Origin of the sequence: Marinobacter sp. LV10MA510-1 (assembly GCF_002563885.1) — a bacterium.
GTDB lineage: Bacteria > Pseudomonadota > Gammaproteobacteria > Pseudomonadales > Oleiphilaceae > Marinobacter.
In genome coordinates, this window is record NZ_PDJA01000001.1 from 596819 (window position 1) to 614551 (window position 17733).

The window sequence follows — 17733 nt, forward strand, 5'->3', positions numbered from 1 at the left end:
AGGATCATAATGGACTTATGGGGCTTAAGTTGATGACATTGGGGGTTAGATACCCCCGGCTACCCGATTATGAGTCGTTTCTTAAACTATCAATGACTTCATCAATGACTTTAAAAATTTCTTTATAAGGTGCTTTAAAGTATTCTCGCTTAGGGTTAACTCTGAACTCACTTAGTTTTTCATGAATAAGTTTTTCTGCGAGAACACAGTCTTCTACATCCCATTCTTCCATTACGTGAAAGTGATCTGGTGAGCTGGTGCTGCGTGAGAGCTCTTTAGATCGTTCTTCGGGGGCTCTTCTAGTTAAGCCCACTTTGAAGACATTTTTATCATGCGCGGCAGAGCGCATTACATATATGTACCCTTCATTTTCTGTATTAGATGAGCTTGATACGACCTTAACTGAAATAGGCTTATTAGATGCTTCTTTCCACTCCAATGTTTTACTTACCCACGTACGTCCTTGAATTGGTGAACTGTTCTTGTCTTCACCTTTAGATTGAAATTCTAATTTTTTCCAATAACCTGATGTTTCAACTTTCAAGTCTGGAGCTGTAAACTCCCTGCGAGAAGGCGGTGTACGGTTAATTGGCTGGATATTTTCAACATTCCTAAAAGCTATCTTCAAATCAATTTTTGCTAATTTATTAGTTTTTGTAAAACTAGGTCTGTTTCTTTTTTCTCCAAACTTAGTTGGGTGCCTCTCGATAGAAATAGTATCTTCATATTTTCCCCTAAACACAGGGAGGAACAATGCTGTTTTACACAATTCAAATAATGAAGCGTATTCTTCGATTTTAGTATTTTGAGTTTTAAATGAATCTTCAAGTTCTTTTGAATGAAAGTTCCCTTTGTGATCTAGGAAGCAATTTATATCATCACTGAAACCTGTAAAGCTTCGCCCCGCATCTTGGTATATATATCGAGCATCAATAGTCGATGTATCAAGATCAAAGCGCACCAAGACTATAGTTCTCCATAAATCACTATTTGGTAGCAAAGGAACTGCTTCAACTTTCAAGGAATCATCGGGCATTATTCCGTTAAACATCTGTCCTTTAGACATATCAATGTCTAGGGATTTGGTTTTTTCATCTAGGTCACATTTCTGACCAGCAAGCATTACAACTGAAACTTCACTCTTATGCTTAACCAATGAGATAGATAAAATACCAAACTGATCAGCAGCCGCGGTAGAAAATAATGAATTAGAGGGTTCATCTACAGAATTAAAAGAATAAACGGTACCTTCTTCAAAAAATTCACTTAAATTATCTGTATCTTCAGGGCAATCTTCAGAAGTTACAAAATCAAGAAAATCATCAAAAGAAAATATACAGTCTATTTCTTTATTAATACTAAAGGTTGCCGAAGGTGGAATGAATGTGTTGAAGGCTTCAACTACATTAAATGAACTGGGGAGTTGATGTAAAGAGTGGTTAAAAACCCTATTATTATATTCGGTATTATACTCTCGTAACAAACTATCAGCAGGTAAGCCTGCTCCATTCAACTCTTGTACTTCGCAGGTAGCCACAGCTTCATTGAACAGTTTTTTCGTATACTCTTTTACTAATGGGTTATTCTCATTTCTCTTAATTTGACTTTGTAATATATGCCACTCAGGAGTACCTTCACGAGGAATTGCAACTTGCCCAATTTCTTTCATTCTATCGTGATGCACAGAGTTCTCCATTTAGACTCATAACGCCAGTGGTAATGAGCGACTCTTGGGCGCAGCGCAGTAGGCGTCCCGTTGACCACATTGTTATGTACTGCCAAATTTGATGGCGACGAGTAGATAACTCAGTAGCCCATAATATCCAAGCAAGACAAATACATGCTTGCCCCAAAAAAGCCCTATTCCTGGCCAATTAAAATATTTTGGCGCCGTTATTTCTTCGTCTTCCTTGACTCCATTCTTCTCCAGATGCCTGTGATAAAAGCCCCATATTGCGGCCGAATAGATGTATTGAAGAAGATCGCATGCCAGACAGGCAACAAAAAACAGCGTAGGCCACAATAGCTCCTGTGGCAGCGATATAGCCTCGTAGGCCTTACTGTTGAATATCCAAACAAGTGCAATGCCTGCAAACGCCGCCTGTCTCGTAACAGCGCTAACTGAGCCAGTAAACCCGCGTAATAGGTTTCTCTGTAGCCAGAAAGATTCATGACTATTGCTTTCCATTGCTGGGAGATCTGGGGCCAGTGCTGTTAGTGTTGTTATTGTTATTGTTCCCATGGATATTGTCTCCCGGGCGTTTGATTACTCTATCTTTCCCGCCTCTTTTACCGTCATTATCTCCTTTCTGGCCTCCAGAACCCTTCTTGTCTTTATCGCTTGCCATGCATATCTCCAATTTAATTTTCGTGTACTTAACGTGAAACTTTACGGCAATTTTGGATCCGCATAACGGTGCAAAATTTCCTGACAACAGCCACTTGTTAAGCCAGCTCTTTAGTCTAAAATTAGATAATAGAACTGTTTATATAAGTCCCTTCTCCGCCAGTTGCCGGTAGTGCTCTCCAAGTACAGTAAGGCGAACTGTTTTGCTCTCCATGGCCGCATGCCACATATGAGGCGCATCTTCTGGCACTACCAGTCCCACCCGGTTGTATTTCTGTAACACGCTAAAGATCTCGTTATGCTCCGAAATCGGTGCCGGTACGCCTTGAGGATCTTGGGCCCAAGATTCGTGACGTTCGGGTTCGTAGGTGGGAGCAAGCTGGAAGTGGTGACCTGAGGTTGGAAATAGCGCTGATATTCGGCGAAGATCAGTAAGTTCCAGAGGCGGTTGGACTTTTCTAAGGGATACAAAACGGTTCACGTTGGTTTTAAAAACGGGCCGTTGCGCCCACGGGCCAAGTGACTGATCTACATGCGCATATACCCCTCCTGGCGTTACATCGCCAACTAGGTTTCCTGCTGCACCGCTAAGCGCGTCAATCAACAGGTTGGTGAAAACGCCTGCGCCATTTTCTTCGGTTGCATATTGCTCTGCGGTCGAGGCAGTGAGTATGGTTACTCCATCGCTAATTTCAGCTATTTTTTGCTGCAGTGCACTGCCTCCTGCAACACCACTGTGACAACTGTCGAGGATAATCACCCGGTTTTGAATTCTCGATTGGTTTGCCATTGTCATAATTTCAGCCAACGGTACGCCATCATTACCAGATTTAACGTCTGAAGAACAAAGATAACCACCGGTAGCTTCGATGTGACCATGGCCAGCGAAATATAGAATTGAGATCTCACCATCTCCTGTAAAAAGGCTTTCGATTGCCTCTCGCAGTTGGTCTCGGTCGCACAAATCACTGGGCCCTGTAGCAGTGAGATGTTTAACAGCAAAATTGACCGAACCATCAGCGTGTCGTTCTAGCATTGCCTTGACTGAAAACGAGTCGTTAACGCAACCAAACAGTGGTGATACGTTGCTGTAATGATTGATTCCAACAACAAGAGCCTTACGCATTAGAGGCTATCAATCCATTTGGCAATGTTATCCCAAGTCCACACCATAGTGTTTACGCCAGCTATATCCGTGCGGTCACCTTTGTAGGCCCAAATCCCGCGAACTTTCTTTTTTTCTTCCTGGGCGCATAGAATCTCCCATTTTTGACCACTTGATTTGGGGGAGTTTTGGCTGGCAATTACAAGAACCCCGTCCGATCGAAGAATTCGAGTCCGAACTTTCTTCTTCCATTCACTTTCGTAGGCTTCTTTAACCGACATATCTACATACTCGAACGACGAGTTTGTATTCAACGATTGGCCCTTGATCATGTTGCGAATTTTTTCATCCTCTATCGCAAAGGCAATGAAGATTGTTTTCTTATTGGCCATTTTAGGCCTCCTTTTGGTTTAGGCATAGCGCTTGGCTTTGCGGCGCACCGGAGCGCAGCGTAGGTGCATCCGATAACAGCCACTGGTTAGGCCAGCCGGATTCACAGTGGCTTGGACAACATCTCATTCACTATGAATCCCTTTTGATTCATACAAATAGCTAATCTTCTCAGCAGAACCAATATCTCCGTAGCTTCCCGCACATGAGATGACAAAGAATCCTTAGTGACTGGTACCTTTATGCCATAGGCACCTTGATTTTGTGAGGTGTTACTTTTCAACGCCAATGCCGTGAACTCATCGCCAGCGTTTTCATAGTCGTAATTTAAAAACCACTCCGCGTGCAAAAGCTCATTCCGTGTAGAACCGAGCTTATCGATTCGCTTTAGAAGCTCCTTGACTTGCTGCTTGTCGGCTTCATTTTGGTCTTTTAATTCCGAAAAAACCCCGCCTAATGTAGCTCGAAGCCCTTCGGCTGCGGCCTTGTTAATAGATACCTGAACCAATCCTTGATTGTTAAGACCTTCCCTGCGAAATATGCAAAAGATACAGCTTCTCATCTCTGCACAGACACGTTCGAAGGCTACAACGAACTCTCCCAAACCAGCGAGAACTTCTTGCGCCTTTTTCTCATGTTGCTCGTCATCATATTGGTAGAACACGGTTGATCTCACTTTTCCTGCCTAATGCCCGCGTAATAGGCGCGAGTTTACTAGGGTCTGTTGACAATTCACATCGGCAGCCAGAGAAATGCACAAGCCAATGACACAATGCTCTCATAGTTACGAGTCAGTTTGTCATATCGGGTGGCGACGGCCCGATAATGCTTGAGTCTGGCAAACGCATTCTCGACCAGATGTCTGAGCTTATACAAATGCCGGTCGAGCCCCTTGTTTCCCTTTATCGAGTTTTTCCTTCTGGGAATAATAACGCTCATTCCGAGGGCTTCTCCCTTGTCACGTATTATCTGGCTGTCGTAGCCTTTATCCGCTATCAGCACCTGCGCAGCGTCAATTTTTTCGATGAGTGTTGGCGCTTCAGTGCAGTCATTGCTGTAAAGTAAGCGCCCTTAAACCGACCCACTTGCCCTCAGTCGAACTGCGGCGCTTTTTTTGAGACTCGCTCTAGTTTGACGTTCCATGGCAGCAGTGCTTCCAGCTTCTCCAACGTGTCAGCGTCGGCAATGCGCTCCAGAACATGCTGGATATAAACCGACGGTTCCAGTTTGTTCGCTTTAGCGGTTTCGACTAGGGAATAACACGTGGCACTGGCACGGGCGCCCTGGGAGGTATCTGCAAAAAGCCATGCTTTTCGGCCAACTGCAAATGGACGGATGGCGTTTTCGGCCAGCACGTTGCTGATCTGTAGGTCGCCCCGTTCGCAGTAACCCACCAAGGTGGGCCACTGGTTCAACGTATAATCCATCGCGGTTCGTGTCAGGGTGCCCTTTGCGACTTTGCCAGCGTTGGCCTCCAGCCAGGTCTTCAGTGTTTTCAGTCTGGGTACACTCAGTTCCTGACGAATGCGGTAACGCTCGGCCACACTCAACGCTTTGATCTTGCGTTCGATAGCGTAAAGCTTGTTGATGTGGCTCAGAGCCACATCGGCTTTGGACACGTTCGTGGGTTTGCCTTTACCTTGAGGCTTGGCCGCTTTGGTGGCCTCCACGAACTTACGTCGGGCGTGATCCCAACAGCCGATCCGGGTGATGCCGTTATTCCGACACACCTTGCCGTAACCTGAGTAGCCATCGGCTTGCAGGATGCCCTTAAAGTCGTCAAGCAGACGCACCGGCACTTTGCCCGCCCGTGAGGGGTCGTATTCAAACAGAACCGACGGTTGCCCTGGCGGGCCACCGCGGGTCAGCCACATCCATTTATCAGACTGCGCCGTTTTACCGTTTTCTTTTAAAACGACCATTCGGGATTCGTCGGCTTGCAAATAATCACCGCTGTTCTGCACTTCGCGCATCAGGTTGATCAGCGGTTTGAACACGTCATCCAGACGGATAACCCAGTGTGCCATGCTGGTGCGGCTGATCTCATGCCCCAGGCGTTTGAGCATGTGTTCCAGACGATACAGAGGCAGGCCATCGGCGTATTTCGAGGTAATGATGTACGCCAGCAACGAGGTGGTGGCTGTGCACTTACCTAAAGGGTGGACGGGGCGGATGGCTGCCAGGATGCGTTCCTCACCATCCTGTTCGAACACCGCTTTTTCCTGCCAGTATTCCAGAACTTTCAACTGCGCCGGGATGAACTGAAGCTCTTCCTTAACCTTGGTAAAAAAGGTCTTGCTGGCGCCCACTTTTTCTTCGTCGCTGAGGGTCAGTTCGATGCGCTCGCGCAGCAGTGTCTCCGAGAATCCACGCTGCCGACGTTTACGGGAAGCCGGTGGTGCCTCTTCTTCTTTGACATCGTCTGGTAACTGATCGCGCAGGGCATCAATCTCAACTTCCAGCTCGGCTTCGTCAAACAGATGAATCTGGTGTGCGGACTTCTCACTGCTGGCGCCGAACTGCTGAATCCGTTTCCAACGCAGCAGTTCTTCGAGAATCTGAATGGTGTGATCGCGTTGTTTGACCGCTTGGGCGCCTTGCGCAAGAGCGTGATCGCGCTGTTGGATTTCAGCGCTCTTGGCCGCCAGTTCCTGCTGAAGACCTTCGACAACCGACAGCAATTCGGCGGCCGAAAGGCCGCTGATATCGGGTGTTTTTGAAGGTGATTCAGGCTTTAATCTCATGAACAAAGTATAGCAAAAACAACGCTCTAAAGCACGAAAAAAGGGCTAATTAACAGCCTCATAATGCAGTGTTTTGTGCCCTTTTAACAAGGCAATGTCGTAGCCGTCCAGCAACCAGTTGATCTGCTCGCCCGTCAGTGGCATCAGCTCATCTGAGGCCTTCGGCCACTTGAATTTCTCCTCCGCCAACGCCTTATAATAGAGCACAAAACCGTTGTCTTCCCACATCAGGCACTTGATCTTGTTTCGATGCCGGTTGGTGAAGGCGTAAAGCGCTCCGGTAAACGGATTGTGGCCCAGTTCCTGTTCAACCAAGACTGCCAGACTATTGGCCTGCTTACGGAAATCCACGGGGGCTCGGTACAGATAAATCTCTGGTAACGACAAGGACGGGCGTAAATATCGGTGGCGCATCACAGCTGTCTCAGAACAGCGCCGAGCAACTCGATGTTGCCGGTGTGCAGCCCGGTGATGGAGACACCACCGGGCAGTGTCACGGTCAGGCCATCGGCTCCGCCGATGGTAGCGCCAGGAACAGAAACGACCCGAGCGAACCCGGTGACCGTTTGCGCCTGCTCCAGAGAGTCTTCAGTCGGGGCCAGCTTCCGGCGCCAGTAAACGAATTGATGATAAACCAATGACTGCTGCTTGCAGTAAGCGCTGCCGGACACGCCGGAGACTTCCCAGTCAGTAATATGCTGCTGCCAGACGTGTGCTCGTTCGGTTGGGGTCATGCTGATTCCTCATGGAATGGGTGAGGAAGTCAGTGTGTGCAATCGGCGAGCCGAAATGTAGGTGCTGATTTATTGGCGCTTACATTGATGTGACCACCTGTAATGGTGAATGCCTCTGGCAGGCCGTAAGCATTCACCGCCAGATGCACCTTGGAGGTGTTGCCAGCCCTGCTTTTACCGATATTCTCGTCGTAGCCACCTGCGGCTCCGGCACTGTGCTGGTGTGCTTTCACATAGCTGCCATCAATGAAGACCCATTCCAGATCGGAGTCTGCTTTCAGCACGTTGAAGAGCTTTTTCCAGAGGCCTTTTTTCGACCAGTAATTGAACGCTTTGTAGACAGAATTCCATCTGCCGAAATGGTCTGGCAGATCTCTCCAGGGCACGCCGGTCCGCATTCTGAACAGAATGCCTTCGACTGTTTTGCGCAGACCTGCCTTGTTATACAGACTGAATTGAAGCAGTATTTCTCTTAGCTTGGACCACAGCTCCTCTGTGAGCATGTATCTGGGCATTGCGGGCTCGTATGATTGTTGTTTCGGAACTTCATTATACGAGCTTGCTCTTACCTTTCAAAGACTTACGAGCAATTGTCAACAGACCCTAGCGTCCTAATTGACGCGTTTGTTAGATTCATACTTGGCTCACTTCTACGTTACTATGCTCTCCATTTAGAATAAAGTGAGCTATACCTATACTGGGTTTTCTGATAGACCCAGACAACGATGTTACCACTGTTTGAAAACTAACCTCGCTTGAATTCATAAAATCAAGATAATGGGAAATCATTTGGTTATCGAATGACGTTTCAGCGGACTCTATAAAGAGAATTAAAGGGGAATACTCCGCATATGCTTGTATTTTGGCAATAAGCAGCTCAAATTGTAGAGCATTAGATTCTCCACCAGACAAGCCATTGAATACTAATGAAAAATCTCTGCCTTTTATTGTGCACTCGACGTCATTTAAATCACAGGATTCTTCATTTAAAGCGACCTTTTTTATGAACGAATACTCACTTAGGCCAACCCTATTAAACAGCTTGACAAGCGTAAAAATATCAACATCTAGAGCCTGACACAAATACTCAGACTCCTTCATATCTTGCTTTCCTTCAACTTTAAAAATATCACTATTGAAAAAGAAGGTTTTGAATGGAAGCCCGCAAAATGGAGAGTCCACACCATCAATATCGATTTTGTATCTATCTGACTCTATCGATACATTAACCTCATGCTTTTCTGGCATAAAAGTATTAATACTATATCGAGTATCACTTTTTCTAGAAGGTATCCAGCGCTGAGGGCTTTGCTCAGAGCCAAGAACCGATAACCACTCGCAGATGGCAGTTTTACCTGCGCCATTTTTACTGCTTTCAATGAGGGTAACCTTACCTAAATTTATTTCTGTATCATCTTTAAATACAGGGCTATTGATGATTCTAATTCTTGAAGCCCAGCCTATATTTCGATGGATTCTCCCTTGCTTTCGTTTTATTGCCTCTTCATGAAGTTGCTTCCACGAGATCAATTGTGTTGCACTAAACCCATCACCTTTATTTGTATCGATTAATCTTGCATGTGTTTTACACATCCAAATTCCATTATTTACGGACTTAAGATCTTCTTCATCCAATCCATCCTGCCCTCTAGGGCCGTTTTCTGCCGCACTATATATATGAGCTGCCTCACCTACACTACTTAGTTGGTCATATTTATCTCCAGGACCAATAGTAATCATGTCGCAATCAGGGTGACTACACTGATAGCCGGCTCTGCCAGCTAGTATTGTTTTTGTTGGTTTAGTAAAATCGATTCTCATAATCTGCTCTGGAATCTAACGAGGCTGTAGAAAAACCCTCGAGACTTTTTTGATGGCGCTCCTACGTGAAATCTGGGTGTGCTTTCGATGATAAGTCCCCAGATTTTAAGAATAGGCGCTATTTTTAGATCGTTTATTAACCAATTCCAGATCGAGAATTGTCTTCGACCTTTTTCTACAGCCTCAACGCTGAGATAAGCGGCGGCTAAAAGCCGTCCGGTGGACGGCCGCCAGGCCGGGAACGTACTTGAGCGATTGGTTAAGCCCCACGTGCACTATCCAAGTAGACCCTTTGGATATAATCACATGCGGCATTCATATTTGGCAAAACCGCTGAGGCTAAAGAGAAATCGTGATGCCTAGACATTTCGGTAGGAATGGCAAGGCATCTGATGCCGGCCATCGCCGCTGCGCGCAGTCCATGCTCCGTATCCTCGATCGCTACACAGTCTTCTGGCTTCAGAGAAAGGCGCTCAAGAGCCAGCAGATAGCAATCTGGTTCAGGTTTGCTTTTGAGCACATCGTCGCCTGAAACAGTAAGACTAAATAGTGGCTCGAACTCGTTGGCACGTAACGTTACACGCACGCCATTCGCGCTCGCTCCGGTGACAACGCCGAGTTTTAAGCCTAGTCGATGGAAAGACGAAATTGTTTGGGCAACGCCTGGCATCAAAGGAAAAGATTGCCGCTTAAGATACCGCGCGGTTTCAAGGTTCTTCGCTTCCACAAGGGCGATGGCATCGGTCGGGAGGCCAAACCTACTGACCAAGTCGGATGCATTCGCGGGAGTCGGAACGCCAGCATACAAGTCCTTGTACTGTTGATCGGACAACTGAAACCCGTATGTACTAAGAACCGAATTCCAAAGTCCTAGGTGAACCGGTTCGGAGTTGACAAGTGTTCCGTCGTGATCGAAGAGCACAGCTTGAATAGACATACTGCGGAGGGTCCTATGTGGGGTTTAACAGCGTATTGGACAGCGCCCTTCATAATTGAATAATCTGACATCTTCGTTTTCACCCATCACGATTACGCAGCTTCTAGGCGATTCACTCATAAAACTAGCCCAAAAACAGCAAAATACCAGCCTAACGTCGTCAAAATTCGTAATATCACAACGCAATAACGAAGCTGCCACGCGATTACCAAAAGTACTCGGCCACCATCCAAAAAAAAGGCCCGAAGCAAAACCCCGGGCCTTTTTATCATTTCACCAATCTATCAACTCAACCACACTTACTGTCGCCACAATTCAAACAAGTCGCACAGCCATCCATCACAATCACCGCTTTGGTGCTGCACTTGCCACACGTGGTGGCGTTGGGTGGGAAGTCACCGGACTTGTCGTCGTTGGTGGCTTTGCTCTGATTGGCTTCAAAATCAGCCCGCTTTTCAGCGAGGATGCGTTTGGTGTTTTCGCTCATTTCTTCGCTTTCCAGCAGGCCGACGGCCTTCAGGTGCTTTTCAATCACGGCGCCAATTTCGGCGACCAGTGAGGGCATGAACACGCCACCTTTTTTGAAGTAGCCGCCGTTGGGGTCGTATACCGAGCGCAGTTCTTCCACCAGGAAGGTCAGGTCGCCGCCTTTGCGGAATACCGCAGAGATGACGCGGGTGAGGGCGATAACCCACTGGAAGTGCTCCATCGACTTGGAGTTGATGAACACTTCGTAGGGCTGACGGCTTTCGTGGTCGGTGTCTTGGTTCAGCAGAATGTCATTAATGGTAATGTACATTGCGTGCTCCGCCACCGGCGGTTTGATTTTGTAGGTGGTGCCCAACAAAAACTCTGGCCGCTCGATGTATTCGTTCATCTTAACGAGCGTGCTTTCTACAGTCGGCGCGGGCTGGTTGTTTTCGTCGGCTTTGGTTACCCGATAACCGACGATTTTGTTGCTAATTTTTACTGGCATGTCTGTATTCCTGTGTCGGTTCTCGGATCAATACTTTCCGTAAGTGCCTTCTTTCAATGCATCAAACAGGTTGGCGGCGGAGTGTATTTCGCCGTCGTAATCGACCTGTTCGTTACCTTTCAGTTTTACTTTGGTGCCATCGTCCAGGGTGAATTCGTAGACGGTGTTTTCCAAATCGGATTCTTTAACCAGAACGCCCTGGAAGGCTTCTGCGTTGAAGCGGAAGGTGGTGCAACCTTTCAGGCCTTTGTCGAAGGCGTACATGTAAATGTCTTTGAAGTTTTTGTAGGGGAAGTCTGTGGGCACGTTGGCGGTTTTGGAGATAGACGAGTCTATCCACAACTGGGCTGCGGCCTGGATGTCTACGTGCTGGGCCGGGGTTACGTCATCTGAGGTGGTGAAGTAATCCGGCAGTTTTTTATCAGCGTCGTCCGAGAACGGCATGGCGCCCGGGTTGCTCAGGTGGCGGTAGGCCAGCAACTCGAAGGAGAACACGTCGACTTTCTCTTTGGTTTTACGGCCTTCGCGAATGATGTTGCGGGCGTAATGGTGCGAGAAGCTTGGCTCTATGCCGTTACTGGCGTTGTTGGCCAGTGACAGGCTGATAGTGCCGGTGGGCGCGATGGAGGTGTGGTGGGTAAAGCGGCCACCTTTCTCGGCCAGCTGGGCTATCAGTTCTGGCTCTACTTCGGCGATGCGCTGCATATAGCGGCTGTACTTGGCGTGCAGCACGCGGCCCTTGAGCTTGTCGCCCAGGTTGTAGCCGTCGGCTTTCAGCTGCGGGCATTTGCCCAGCATTTTCGGGGTGATTTCGAACTCGTCGTCCATAATCGGCGCCGCGCCTTTTTCCTCGCCCAAGGCCAGGGACTGGCGCCAGCCTTCTACGGCCATTTCACGTACGACGTCTTCGGTGAACACCACGGATTCTTCAGAACCGTAAGGCATACGCAGCATGGCGAGGGTAGAACCCAGACCTAAGATGCCCATACCGTGGCGGCGCTTGTAGGTGATTTCGTGGCGTTGCTGTGCCAGTGGCAGGCCGTTGATTTCCACCACGTTGTCTAGCATGCGGGTGAAGATGCCGACAACTTTTTTGTACTTCTCATAGTTGAAACTGGCTTTGTCGGTGAACGGGTAGTCCACGAACATAGTCAGGTTCACCGAGCCCAGCAGGCAGCTGCCGTAAGGGGGCAGGGGTTGTTCACCGCAGTTGTGGGCGTGAAAACCGTTGGCATCGAAGGTATTGATACCGGGAACCTGCACGTCGTAAACGGCTTCGACAGACGCTGTTTCTATAGCAGTAACGCGGGCTACGAAGCGCTCACGATTCATTTGCCGCTTGTAGCTGGATAGTGACGTTTCAAGCTGACTCTGTTTGTCGGTGTCGGCAAAACCCACTTCATCAGAAAAGCGGCGAAGGTTCTCTCCGCTTATGATCAGTTCGTGCTGGGGCTGGGTGGGGTAAGCCTGTTGTCCGCCTTTGCCGTTCGGCAGGGTAGCGGTTGAGGCGGCGCGCCGGTCTTCGTAAATGCTGGCAACGATGCCAAGGCGTAACAGCATGCGCTGGGTTGCCTTCAATCTTTGCAGGTCAGACTGTGCCAGGCGAACACTCACGCCTTTTTGTTGGGTGCCCTGTACAGAACCGTCGGCGTCGAAAAAGCCCCGCAGGAAGCCGCGATAAGCCGCTGAAGATGCTTTTTCAAGACTTGCGGTAATAATCTTATTACCCGGGCTCATGCCCACGTCGTGTGCAAGCTGTTTCAGGGCAGCGGTGCTCATGCGGTATTCGTTACGGCCGCTGACTTGCTGCCAGCCGTTAAAATCGGCACGGTGGGGCAGGCTGCGTAGGGCTGTTTCAGCTGCCTGCATGATGGCGCTGTGGCCGGTGGCTGCCGGGCCGCCGTTAACGGCGATGGCGGGTTGCCATACCGACAGAACGGCTTTGTCTTGCTTCAGAGTGCCGTCACCGACCAGCAAGCCCAGTAAATAGCCTTGGTCTTCATTCAGGGTGCCTTCCCAGTCGGCCAGCTTACGCTGATCTTGAAGGAGTACGCGGTCGCCCTGTTGTAGTTCACCAGCGGCACACCATTCGGTTTCTGTGCGATAGCGGGTGAAAGCACTCACGCGGCGCACACGGTGATCAGCTGTCAGCTTGAGTTCGTAGCCTTCTGCAGTTTTCAGCACCATCGTTTCTTTGTCGGCGGTTTTGAAGAAGCCTTCGGCGCCGGATTCGTGGGCCTGACCGTCCACCATGGCGGTGAAGGGCTTGCCAATCAACTCGCTGACCTGGCGCGGGCCTTGGCTGGTCTGAACCCAGGTGTCACTGGTCACGCACGGGTTGGTGGCACGAATGTCCTCGCAGAACCAGTTGTTGTTCATCTGGTTTACTTTGTCGATCAGGATGAAACCTGGCTCGGCGTAGTCGTAGGTGGAGGTCATGATGGTGTCCCAGATGAACTGGGCTTTCAGGGTGCGGTAAATGCGGCAGGCTACTTTGCCTTCGGCGTTCATCACGTAGTCTTTTACTACTGGAAAGTCACGGTATACAAATTTGGCCGAGTCGGTCAGGTCCAGGTCTTCTTCTTCTACTTCTTTATCGGTCACCGGGAAGGACAGGCTCCAGTCGGCGTCGTTACGTACGGCGTTGATGAAGTCTTCGGTGATCAGCAGCGACAGGTTGAACTGGCGCAGGCGGCCATCTTCACGCTTGGCTTGAATGAAGTCGATGACGTCTGGATGGTGAACGTCAAACGTGGCCATTTGCGCACCGCGACGGCCACCGGCTGATGACACGGTAAAGCACATGCGGTCGAAGATATCCATGAACGACAGCGGGCCGGATGTCATGGCACCGGCGCCGGCTACGTAGGCACCGCGGGGGCGCAGGGTAGAAAATTCATAACCGATACCACAGCCGGCTTTGAGGGTCAGGCCTGCTTCGTGGTTTTTCCCCAGGATGTCGTTCATGGAGTCGTTAATGTTGCCACTAACGGTGCAGTTGATGGTAGAGGTGGCAGGCTTGTGAGCCTGTGCGCCAGCGTTGGAAATAATGCGGCCGGCAGGAATGGCGCCGTGTTTCAGGGCCCAGGCAAAGTCTTTGTAGTGCTTGGCGCGCACGTCTTTATTTTCGACGTCAGACAGGGCGCGGGCTACGCGCTCGTAGGTGGCCAGAATGTCTTTGTCGACGGCGTCGCCGGTTTTGGTTTTCAACTGGTACTTGCTGTTCCAGATGTCGAGTGATGCGTCTTGCATCGGAATGGTTGTGACTAATGCCTGTGCTTTAGCGTTCATTGCCGCCCTCGAACTGTGTGTGTCGGGAAAAAAAGCGTCGCCGCGTGCGGTGCGCCATGTCAGTGCTTTATCAGTACTTTGGCCAGGCGCTCGTGCTAGGCGCCTGACTGGAAATTTGCGTGTGTTTACGTATTTATTTCTCTACCAGATTAGTGCGTAGAACTATATATAGGTCTAAGTGAGCGTGAGTATAACAGGATGTAGTGTTTTTAAAAGAAAAGCCCGGCTATGGCCCGGGCTAATATGACGGTTAAAATCAATGGAAAAGCGCTTGCAAAATCGCAACAAACTGAAAACCAAAGGGCTTCAATGTGTTGGGGCGGGTGTATCTTTTTCCAGATAACCGCCGTGTGACAGGGTTTAGCTCAGCAGCAGGCTGTCGTCGTCTACGGTCAGACCGCGCTGTTGTTCAAACAGGTTGAGAAGGTCTTTTACTTCCAGCCCTTCGCGGTCTTTGCCGGCAATGTCGAACACCACTTCGCCCTGGTGCAGCATGACGGTGCGGGTGCCTACTTCCAGCGCCTGCTTCATGCTGTGGGTGACCATCAGCGCCGTGAGTTTTTGTTCAGCGATGATGTTTTGGGTCAGTTCCAGCACGAAGGACGCGGTTTTCGGGTCCAGCGCGGCGGTATGCTCGTCTAGCAGCAGAATGCTTGACGGGGTAAGGCTTGCCATCAGCAGGCTAACGGCTTGGCGTTGGCCGCCAGAGAGAAGGCCCATTTTATCGGTCAGGCGGTTTTCCAGGCCCAAACCCAGAGTGGCCAGGCTGGAGCGAAAGTGTTCCCGATACTGTTTTTTCACCGCAGTGCCCAGGCTGCGGTGTTTGCCGCGCTTGATGGCCAAGGCCAGGTTTTCTTCAATCGACAGGTCTTCACAGGTTCCTGCTAAAGGGTCTTGGAATACCCGTGCTACGCGACCGGTGCGCTTGTGGGTGGGCAGCTTGGTTACGTCGATGTTATCGACAAGAATTTTGCCACTGTCGACCAGTACTTCGCCGGCCAGGGCGTTCAAAAAGGTGGACTTGCCAGCGCCGTTACTGCCGATAACGGTAACAAATTCGCCCTGGTTGACGGTCAGGCTCATGCCACGCAGGGCCGGGTTTTCCAATGGGGTGCCTTCGCCGAAGGTCAGCCGGAGGTCTGTTGCGGTAATCATGGTGCCTCCTCAGGCCTTTCTGCGTTTGAATTTGTTCACCAGTGACACGCGGACACCGGGCAGAACAATGGCCAGGGTGACCAGGACGGCGGTAATCAGGTTCAGGTCTTGCGCTTTCAGGCCCAGTACATCGGCGTTCAGTGCGAAGGCGATGGCCAGGCGGTAAATGATGGCGCCGACCACGCAGGCCAGCAACGCCCGAAACACGCTGGTGGGCGTAATAACCGCTTCACCGCCAATCAGCGATGCCAGGCCGATCACAATAACGCCCACGCCCATGGTGACGTCGGCTGCGCCCTGGCTTTGGGCGAACAGTGCGCCGGCCAGGCCCACCAGGCCGTTAGATACCGCGACACCTAGTATAATCATGCCACCAGTGGCGATGCCCTGAGCCCGAGCCATACGGGCGTTAGCACCGGTGGCGCGCATGGCCAGTCCGATTTCAGATTTCATGAAACGCCAAAGTAGAAACAGCGCGACACCGATAACGAGGGTGAACAGCAACACCGATACCTGATGATATTCAAGCCCCAAGTTGTACCAGGGGGTCAGCACGGTGTCTTCCATCAACAGTGCCACGTTGGGGCGGCCCATAATGCGCAGGTTGATCGAATAGAGCGCAGTCATGGTCAGAATAGACGCCAACAGGTTCAGAATTTTCAGCTTTACGTTGAGTAGGGCGGTTACGGCACCGGCGGCCATGCCGGCCAGTATCGCGGCACCGGTTGCCAGCCAGGGGTTCCAGCCGGCAATAATCAGCATGGCGGCCACGGCGGCGCCAAGGGGGAAACTGCCGTCTACGGTTAAGTCGGGGAAGTCCAGAACACGGAATGACAGGTAGATTCCGAAGGCAACCAGGCCGTATATCAGGCCGGTTTCTAATGCGCCATAAAAGGCAATGTTACTGAGCATGAATAAGGTTCGCTGTAAAAGAAAACGGACAGGTCGGATTGGTTACCGCCTGCCCGTGTAAGTCAGGCTTTACTTGGCGTTGGAAACCACTTCTTTGGCTTCCGCAATAATGTCATCGGCAATGGTCATGCCCATGCGTTCGGCGGCTTCCGGGTTTACAAACAGGTCCAGGGTGTCCATGGTTTCTACCGGCATATCGGCGGTGTTAGCACCTTCCAGAATGCGTACCACCATGGCACCGGTCTGGCGGCCGTGATCGTAATAATTGAAGCCCAGCGCGGCAGCTGCTCCGCGGGAAACCGTGGCGGTGTCAGCGGCGAATACTGGAATTTTCGAGCGTTCACCCACAGAAATTACGGCTTCTGCTGCGCTGATGACGGTGTTATCCGTGGTCAGGTAGATGGCATCTGCCTTGCCCACCAGTGAACGGGATGCTCCCAGCACTTCGGAGGTTTTGGTCGCGGCAGCTCTTACCAGCACCATGTCGCGGGCTTTCATGCTTTCTTCAATCATGTCTACCAGGGCTACGGCGTTGGCTTCACCCGGGTTGTAAACCGTGCCAATACGCTTGGCGTTTGGTACCAGGCGCTGTAGCAAATCCAGATGCTTCTCGATGGGCAGCATGTCCGATACGCCGGTGATGTTGGCGCCGGGTGCATCCAGTGATATCACCAGCTTGGCGCCTAGTGGATCGGTTACCGCTGAAAATACAACCGGAATATCCCGGGCTGCGGCCGCAACGGTTTGCGCAGACGGCGTGGCGATGGCGACGATAACAGCCGGGCTTTCACCCACAAATTTACGCGCAATCTGGGCGGCAATGCCGCTGTTGCCCTGAGCGCTTTCGTGGATGATGCGAATGTTGTCGCCGTCTACATAGCCGCGCTCTGCCAGTTCATCTTTTATGCCCTCATAGACCGAGTCCAGAGCGGGATGTTCTACAATCTGGGTAATAGCAACAACAGGGAGCTCTGCGGCCTGAACAAAACTGGCAGCGGCAAGCACGGATGCACCAATCAGGGTGCGTAACATTCTCTTGGCCATACAACCATCTCCGAGTCGGTTAACTGATGTTATGTTGGTTATTTTCGCTGTTCATGTACTTTTTTTGATCATTTACACGGAGCGGGAGTTTACCACAGGATTTGCGCTTGCGGGGTTGGGGGCCCGGCGTGATTTTGCCTTGGTCTGGCGGGCGTTACAAGGCCGGCAGGCGATTGCGGATATTGATGGCATTTTATGTTTAACTCACATATTTTAAGACACCGTGGGTCGGTGTAATGTGTCATCGTGATATACAGACCAATAAGCGCTTACTGCC

The 17733-nt window shown here is 50.2% G+C and carries 15 protein-coding genes and 3 pseudogenes; all 18 read right to left on the reverse strand.

The window, feature by feature from the left end; all coding sequences use genetic code 11:
* Nucleotides 1-67 precede the first annotated feature (67 nt).
* Nucleotides 68-1684: a GIY-YIG nuclease family protein gene (locus ATI45_RS02855; RefSeq protein ID WP_179888377.1), complete on the reverse strand. Its 1617-nt coding sequence runs from the start codon at nucleotides 1682-1684 to the stop codon at nucleotides 68-70.
* Between the two features lie 84 nt (nucleotides 1685-1768).
* A complete protein-coding gene (locus tag ATI45_RS02860) occupies nucleotides 1769-2242 on the reverse strand; it encodes a hypothetical protein (protein ID WP_098418188.1) in 474 nt (157 codons plus the stop codon).
* A gap of 244 nt (nucleotides 2243-2486) precedes the next feature.
* Complete coding sequence (locus tag ATI45_RS02865; RefSeq protein WP_098418189.1) at nucleotides 2487-3473, reverse strand: caspase family protein; 987 nt, start codon at nucleotides 3471-3473, stop codon at nucleotides 2487-2489.
* Entirely contained in the window at nucleotides 3473-3844 is a 372-nt protein-coding gene (locus ATI45_RS02870) for a TIR domain-containing protein (protein WP_098418190.1), read from the reverse strand. The genes ATI45_RS02865 and ATI45_RS02870 overlap by 1 nt, the downstream gene beginning before the upstream one ends.
* A gap of 101 nt (nucleotides 3845-3945) precedes the next feature.
* Nucleotides 3946-4518 (reverse strand): hypothetical protein, encoded by a 573-nt coding sequence (locus tag ATI45_RS02875; protein WP_143751123.1) that lies wholly within the window; start codon nucleotides 4516-4518, stop codon nucleotides 3946-3948.
* A 56-nt stretch (nucleotides 4519-4574) separates the two neighbouring features.
* Nucleotides 4575-4895 (reverse strand): annotated as a pseudogene (locus tag ATI45_RS02880) (transposase); the annotation flags it as partial.
* 38 nt (nucleotides 4896-4933) lie between these two features.
* Entirely contained in the window at nucleotides 4934-6592 is a 1659-nt protein-coding gene (tnpC, locus tag ATI45_RS02885; protein ID WP_098418192.1) for an IS66 family transposase, read from the reverse strand.
* Nucleotides 6593-6631: 39 nt separating this feature from the next.
* Entirely contained in the window at nucleotides 6632-7000 is a 369-nt protein-coding gene (gene tnpB, locus ATI45_RS02890) for an IS66 family insertion sequence element accessory protein TnpB (RefSeq protein ID WP_098418193.1), read from the reverse strand.
* The gene (gene tnpA / locus ATI45_RS02895; protein ID WP_098418107.1) at nucleotides 7000-7320 is read right to left on the reverse strand and encodes an IS66 family insertion sequence element accessory protein TnpA; all 321 of its coding nucleotides are present in this window, start codon (nucleotides 7318-7320) and stop codon (nucleotides 7000-7002) included. The genes tnpB and tnpA overlap by 1 nt, the downstream gene beginning before the upstream one ends.
* A gap of 83 nt (nucleotides 7321-7403) precedes the next feature.
* Nucleotides 7404-7835: pseudogene (locus tag ATI45_RS02900) on the reverse strand (IS5 family transposase); the annotation flags it as partial.
* Between the two features lie 118 nt (nucleotides 7836-7953).
* Nucleotides 7954-9141: a hypothetical protein gene (locus ATI45_RS02905; protein ID WP_098418194.1), complete on the reverse strand. Its 1188-nt coding sequence runs from the start codon at nucleotides 9139-9141 to the stop codon at nucleotides 7954-7956.
* A 259-nt stretch (nucleotides 9142-9400) separates the two neighbouring features.
* Nucleotides 9401-10078 carry an HAD family hydrolase gene (locus ATI45_RS02910; RefSeq protein ID WP_098418195.1) on the reverse strand — a complete coding sequence of 226 codons (678 nt, stop codon included), beginning with the start codon at nucleotides 10076-10078 and terminating at the stop codon, nucleotides 9401-9403.
* Nucleotides 10079-10367: 289 nt separating this feature from the next.
* Nucleotides 10368-11054 carry an NrdJb gene (locus tag ATI45_RS02915; RefSeq protein ID WP_098418196.1) on the reverse strand — a complete coding sequence of 229 codons (687 nt, stop codon included), beginning with the start codon at nucleotides 11052-11054 and terminating at the stop codon, nucleotides 10368-10370.
* A gap of 27 nt (nucleotides 11055-11081) precedes the next feature.
* Nucleotides 11082-14120, reverse strand: coding sequence for an LAGLIDADG family homing endonuclease (locus tag ATI45_RS02920; RefSeq protein WP_416376673.1), 3039 nt, complete (start codon nucleotides 14118-14120; stop codon nucleotides 11082-11084).
* Nucleotides 14097-14345: pseudogene (locus ATI45_RS23245) on the reverse strand (ribonucleoside-diphosphate reductase, adenosylcobalamin-dependent); the annotation flags it as partial. The gene ATI45_RS02920 and the pseudogene ATI45_RS23245, both read right to left, overlap by 24 nt.
* A 360-nt stretch (nucleotides 14346-14705) precedes the next feature.
* Nucleotides 14706-15500: an ABC transporter ATP-binding protein gene (locus ATI45_RS02925; RefSeq protein ID WP_098418198.1), complete on the reverse strand. Its 795-nt coding sequence runs from the start codon at nucleotides 15498-15500 to the stop codon at nucleotides 14706-14708.
* A 9-nt stretch (nucleotides 15501-15509) separates the two neighbouring features.
* A complete protein-coding gene (locus ATI45_RS02930; RefSeq protein WP_098418199.1) occupies nucleotides 15510-16412 on the reverse strand; it encodes an ABC transporter permease in 903 nt (300 codons plus the stop codon).
* A gap of 69 nt (nucleotides 16413-16481) precedes the next feature.
* Nucleotides 16482-17456, reverse strand: a complete 975-nt coding sequence (locus ATI45_RS02935) for an ABC transporter substrate-binding protein (protein WP_098418200.1) — start codon at nucleotides 17454-17456, stop codon at nucleotides 16482-16484.
* Nucleotides 17457-17733: the final 277 nt, after the last annotated feature.

Excerpts from the sequence above, each read along its gene's own strand:
- ATI45_RS02860 (WP_098418188.1), bottom strand. The coding sequence starts at position 2,242 with ATGGGAACAATAACAATAACAACACTAACAGCACTGGCCCCAGATCTC.
- ATI45_RS02865 (WP_098418189.1), bottom strand. The coding sequence starts at position 3,473 with ATGCGTAAGGCTCTTGTTGTTGGAATCAATCATTACAGCAACGTATCA.
- ATI45_RS02870 (WP_098418190.1), bottom strand. The coding sequence starts at position 3,844 with ATGGCCAATAAGAAAACAATCTTCATTGCCTTTGCGATAGAGGATGAA.
- tnpB (WP_098418193.1), bottom strand. The coding sequence starts at position 7,000 with ATGCGCCACCGATATTTACGCCCGTCCTTGTCGTTACCAGAGATTTAT.
- tnpA (WP_098418107.1), bottom strand. The coding sequence starts at position 7,320 with ATGACCCCAACCGAACGAGCACACGTCTGGCAGCAGCATATTACTGAC.
- ATI45_RS02905 (WP_098418194.1), bottom strand. The coding sequence starts at position 9,141 with ATGAGAATCGATTTTACTAAACCAACAAAAACAATACTAGCTGGCAGA.
- ATI45_RS02910 (WP_098418195.1), bottom strand. The coding sequence starts at position 10,078 with ATGTCTATTCAAGCTGTGCTCTTCGATCACGACGGAACACTTGTCAAC.
- ATI45_RS02915 (WP_098418196.1), bottom strand. The coding sequence starts at position 11,054 with ATGCCAGTAAAAATTAGCAACAAAATCGTCGGTTATCGGGTAACCAAA.
- ATI45_RS02925 (WP_098418198.1), bottom strand. The coding sequence starts at position 15,500 with ATGATTACCGCAACAGACCTCCGGCTGACCTTCGGCGAAGGCACCCCA.
- ATI45_RS02930 (WP_098418199.1), bottom strand. The coding sequence starts at position 16,412 with ATGCTCAGTAACATTGCCTTTTATGGCGCATTAGAAACCGGCCTGATA.
- ATI45_RS02935 (WP_098418200.1), bottom strand. The coding sequence starts at position 17,456 with ATGGCCAAGAGAATGTTACGCACCCTGATTGGTGCATCCGTGCTTGCC.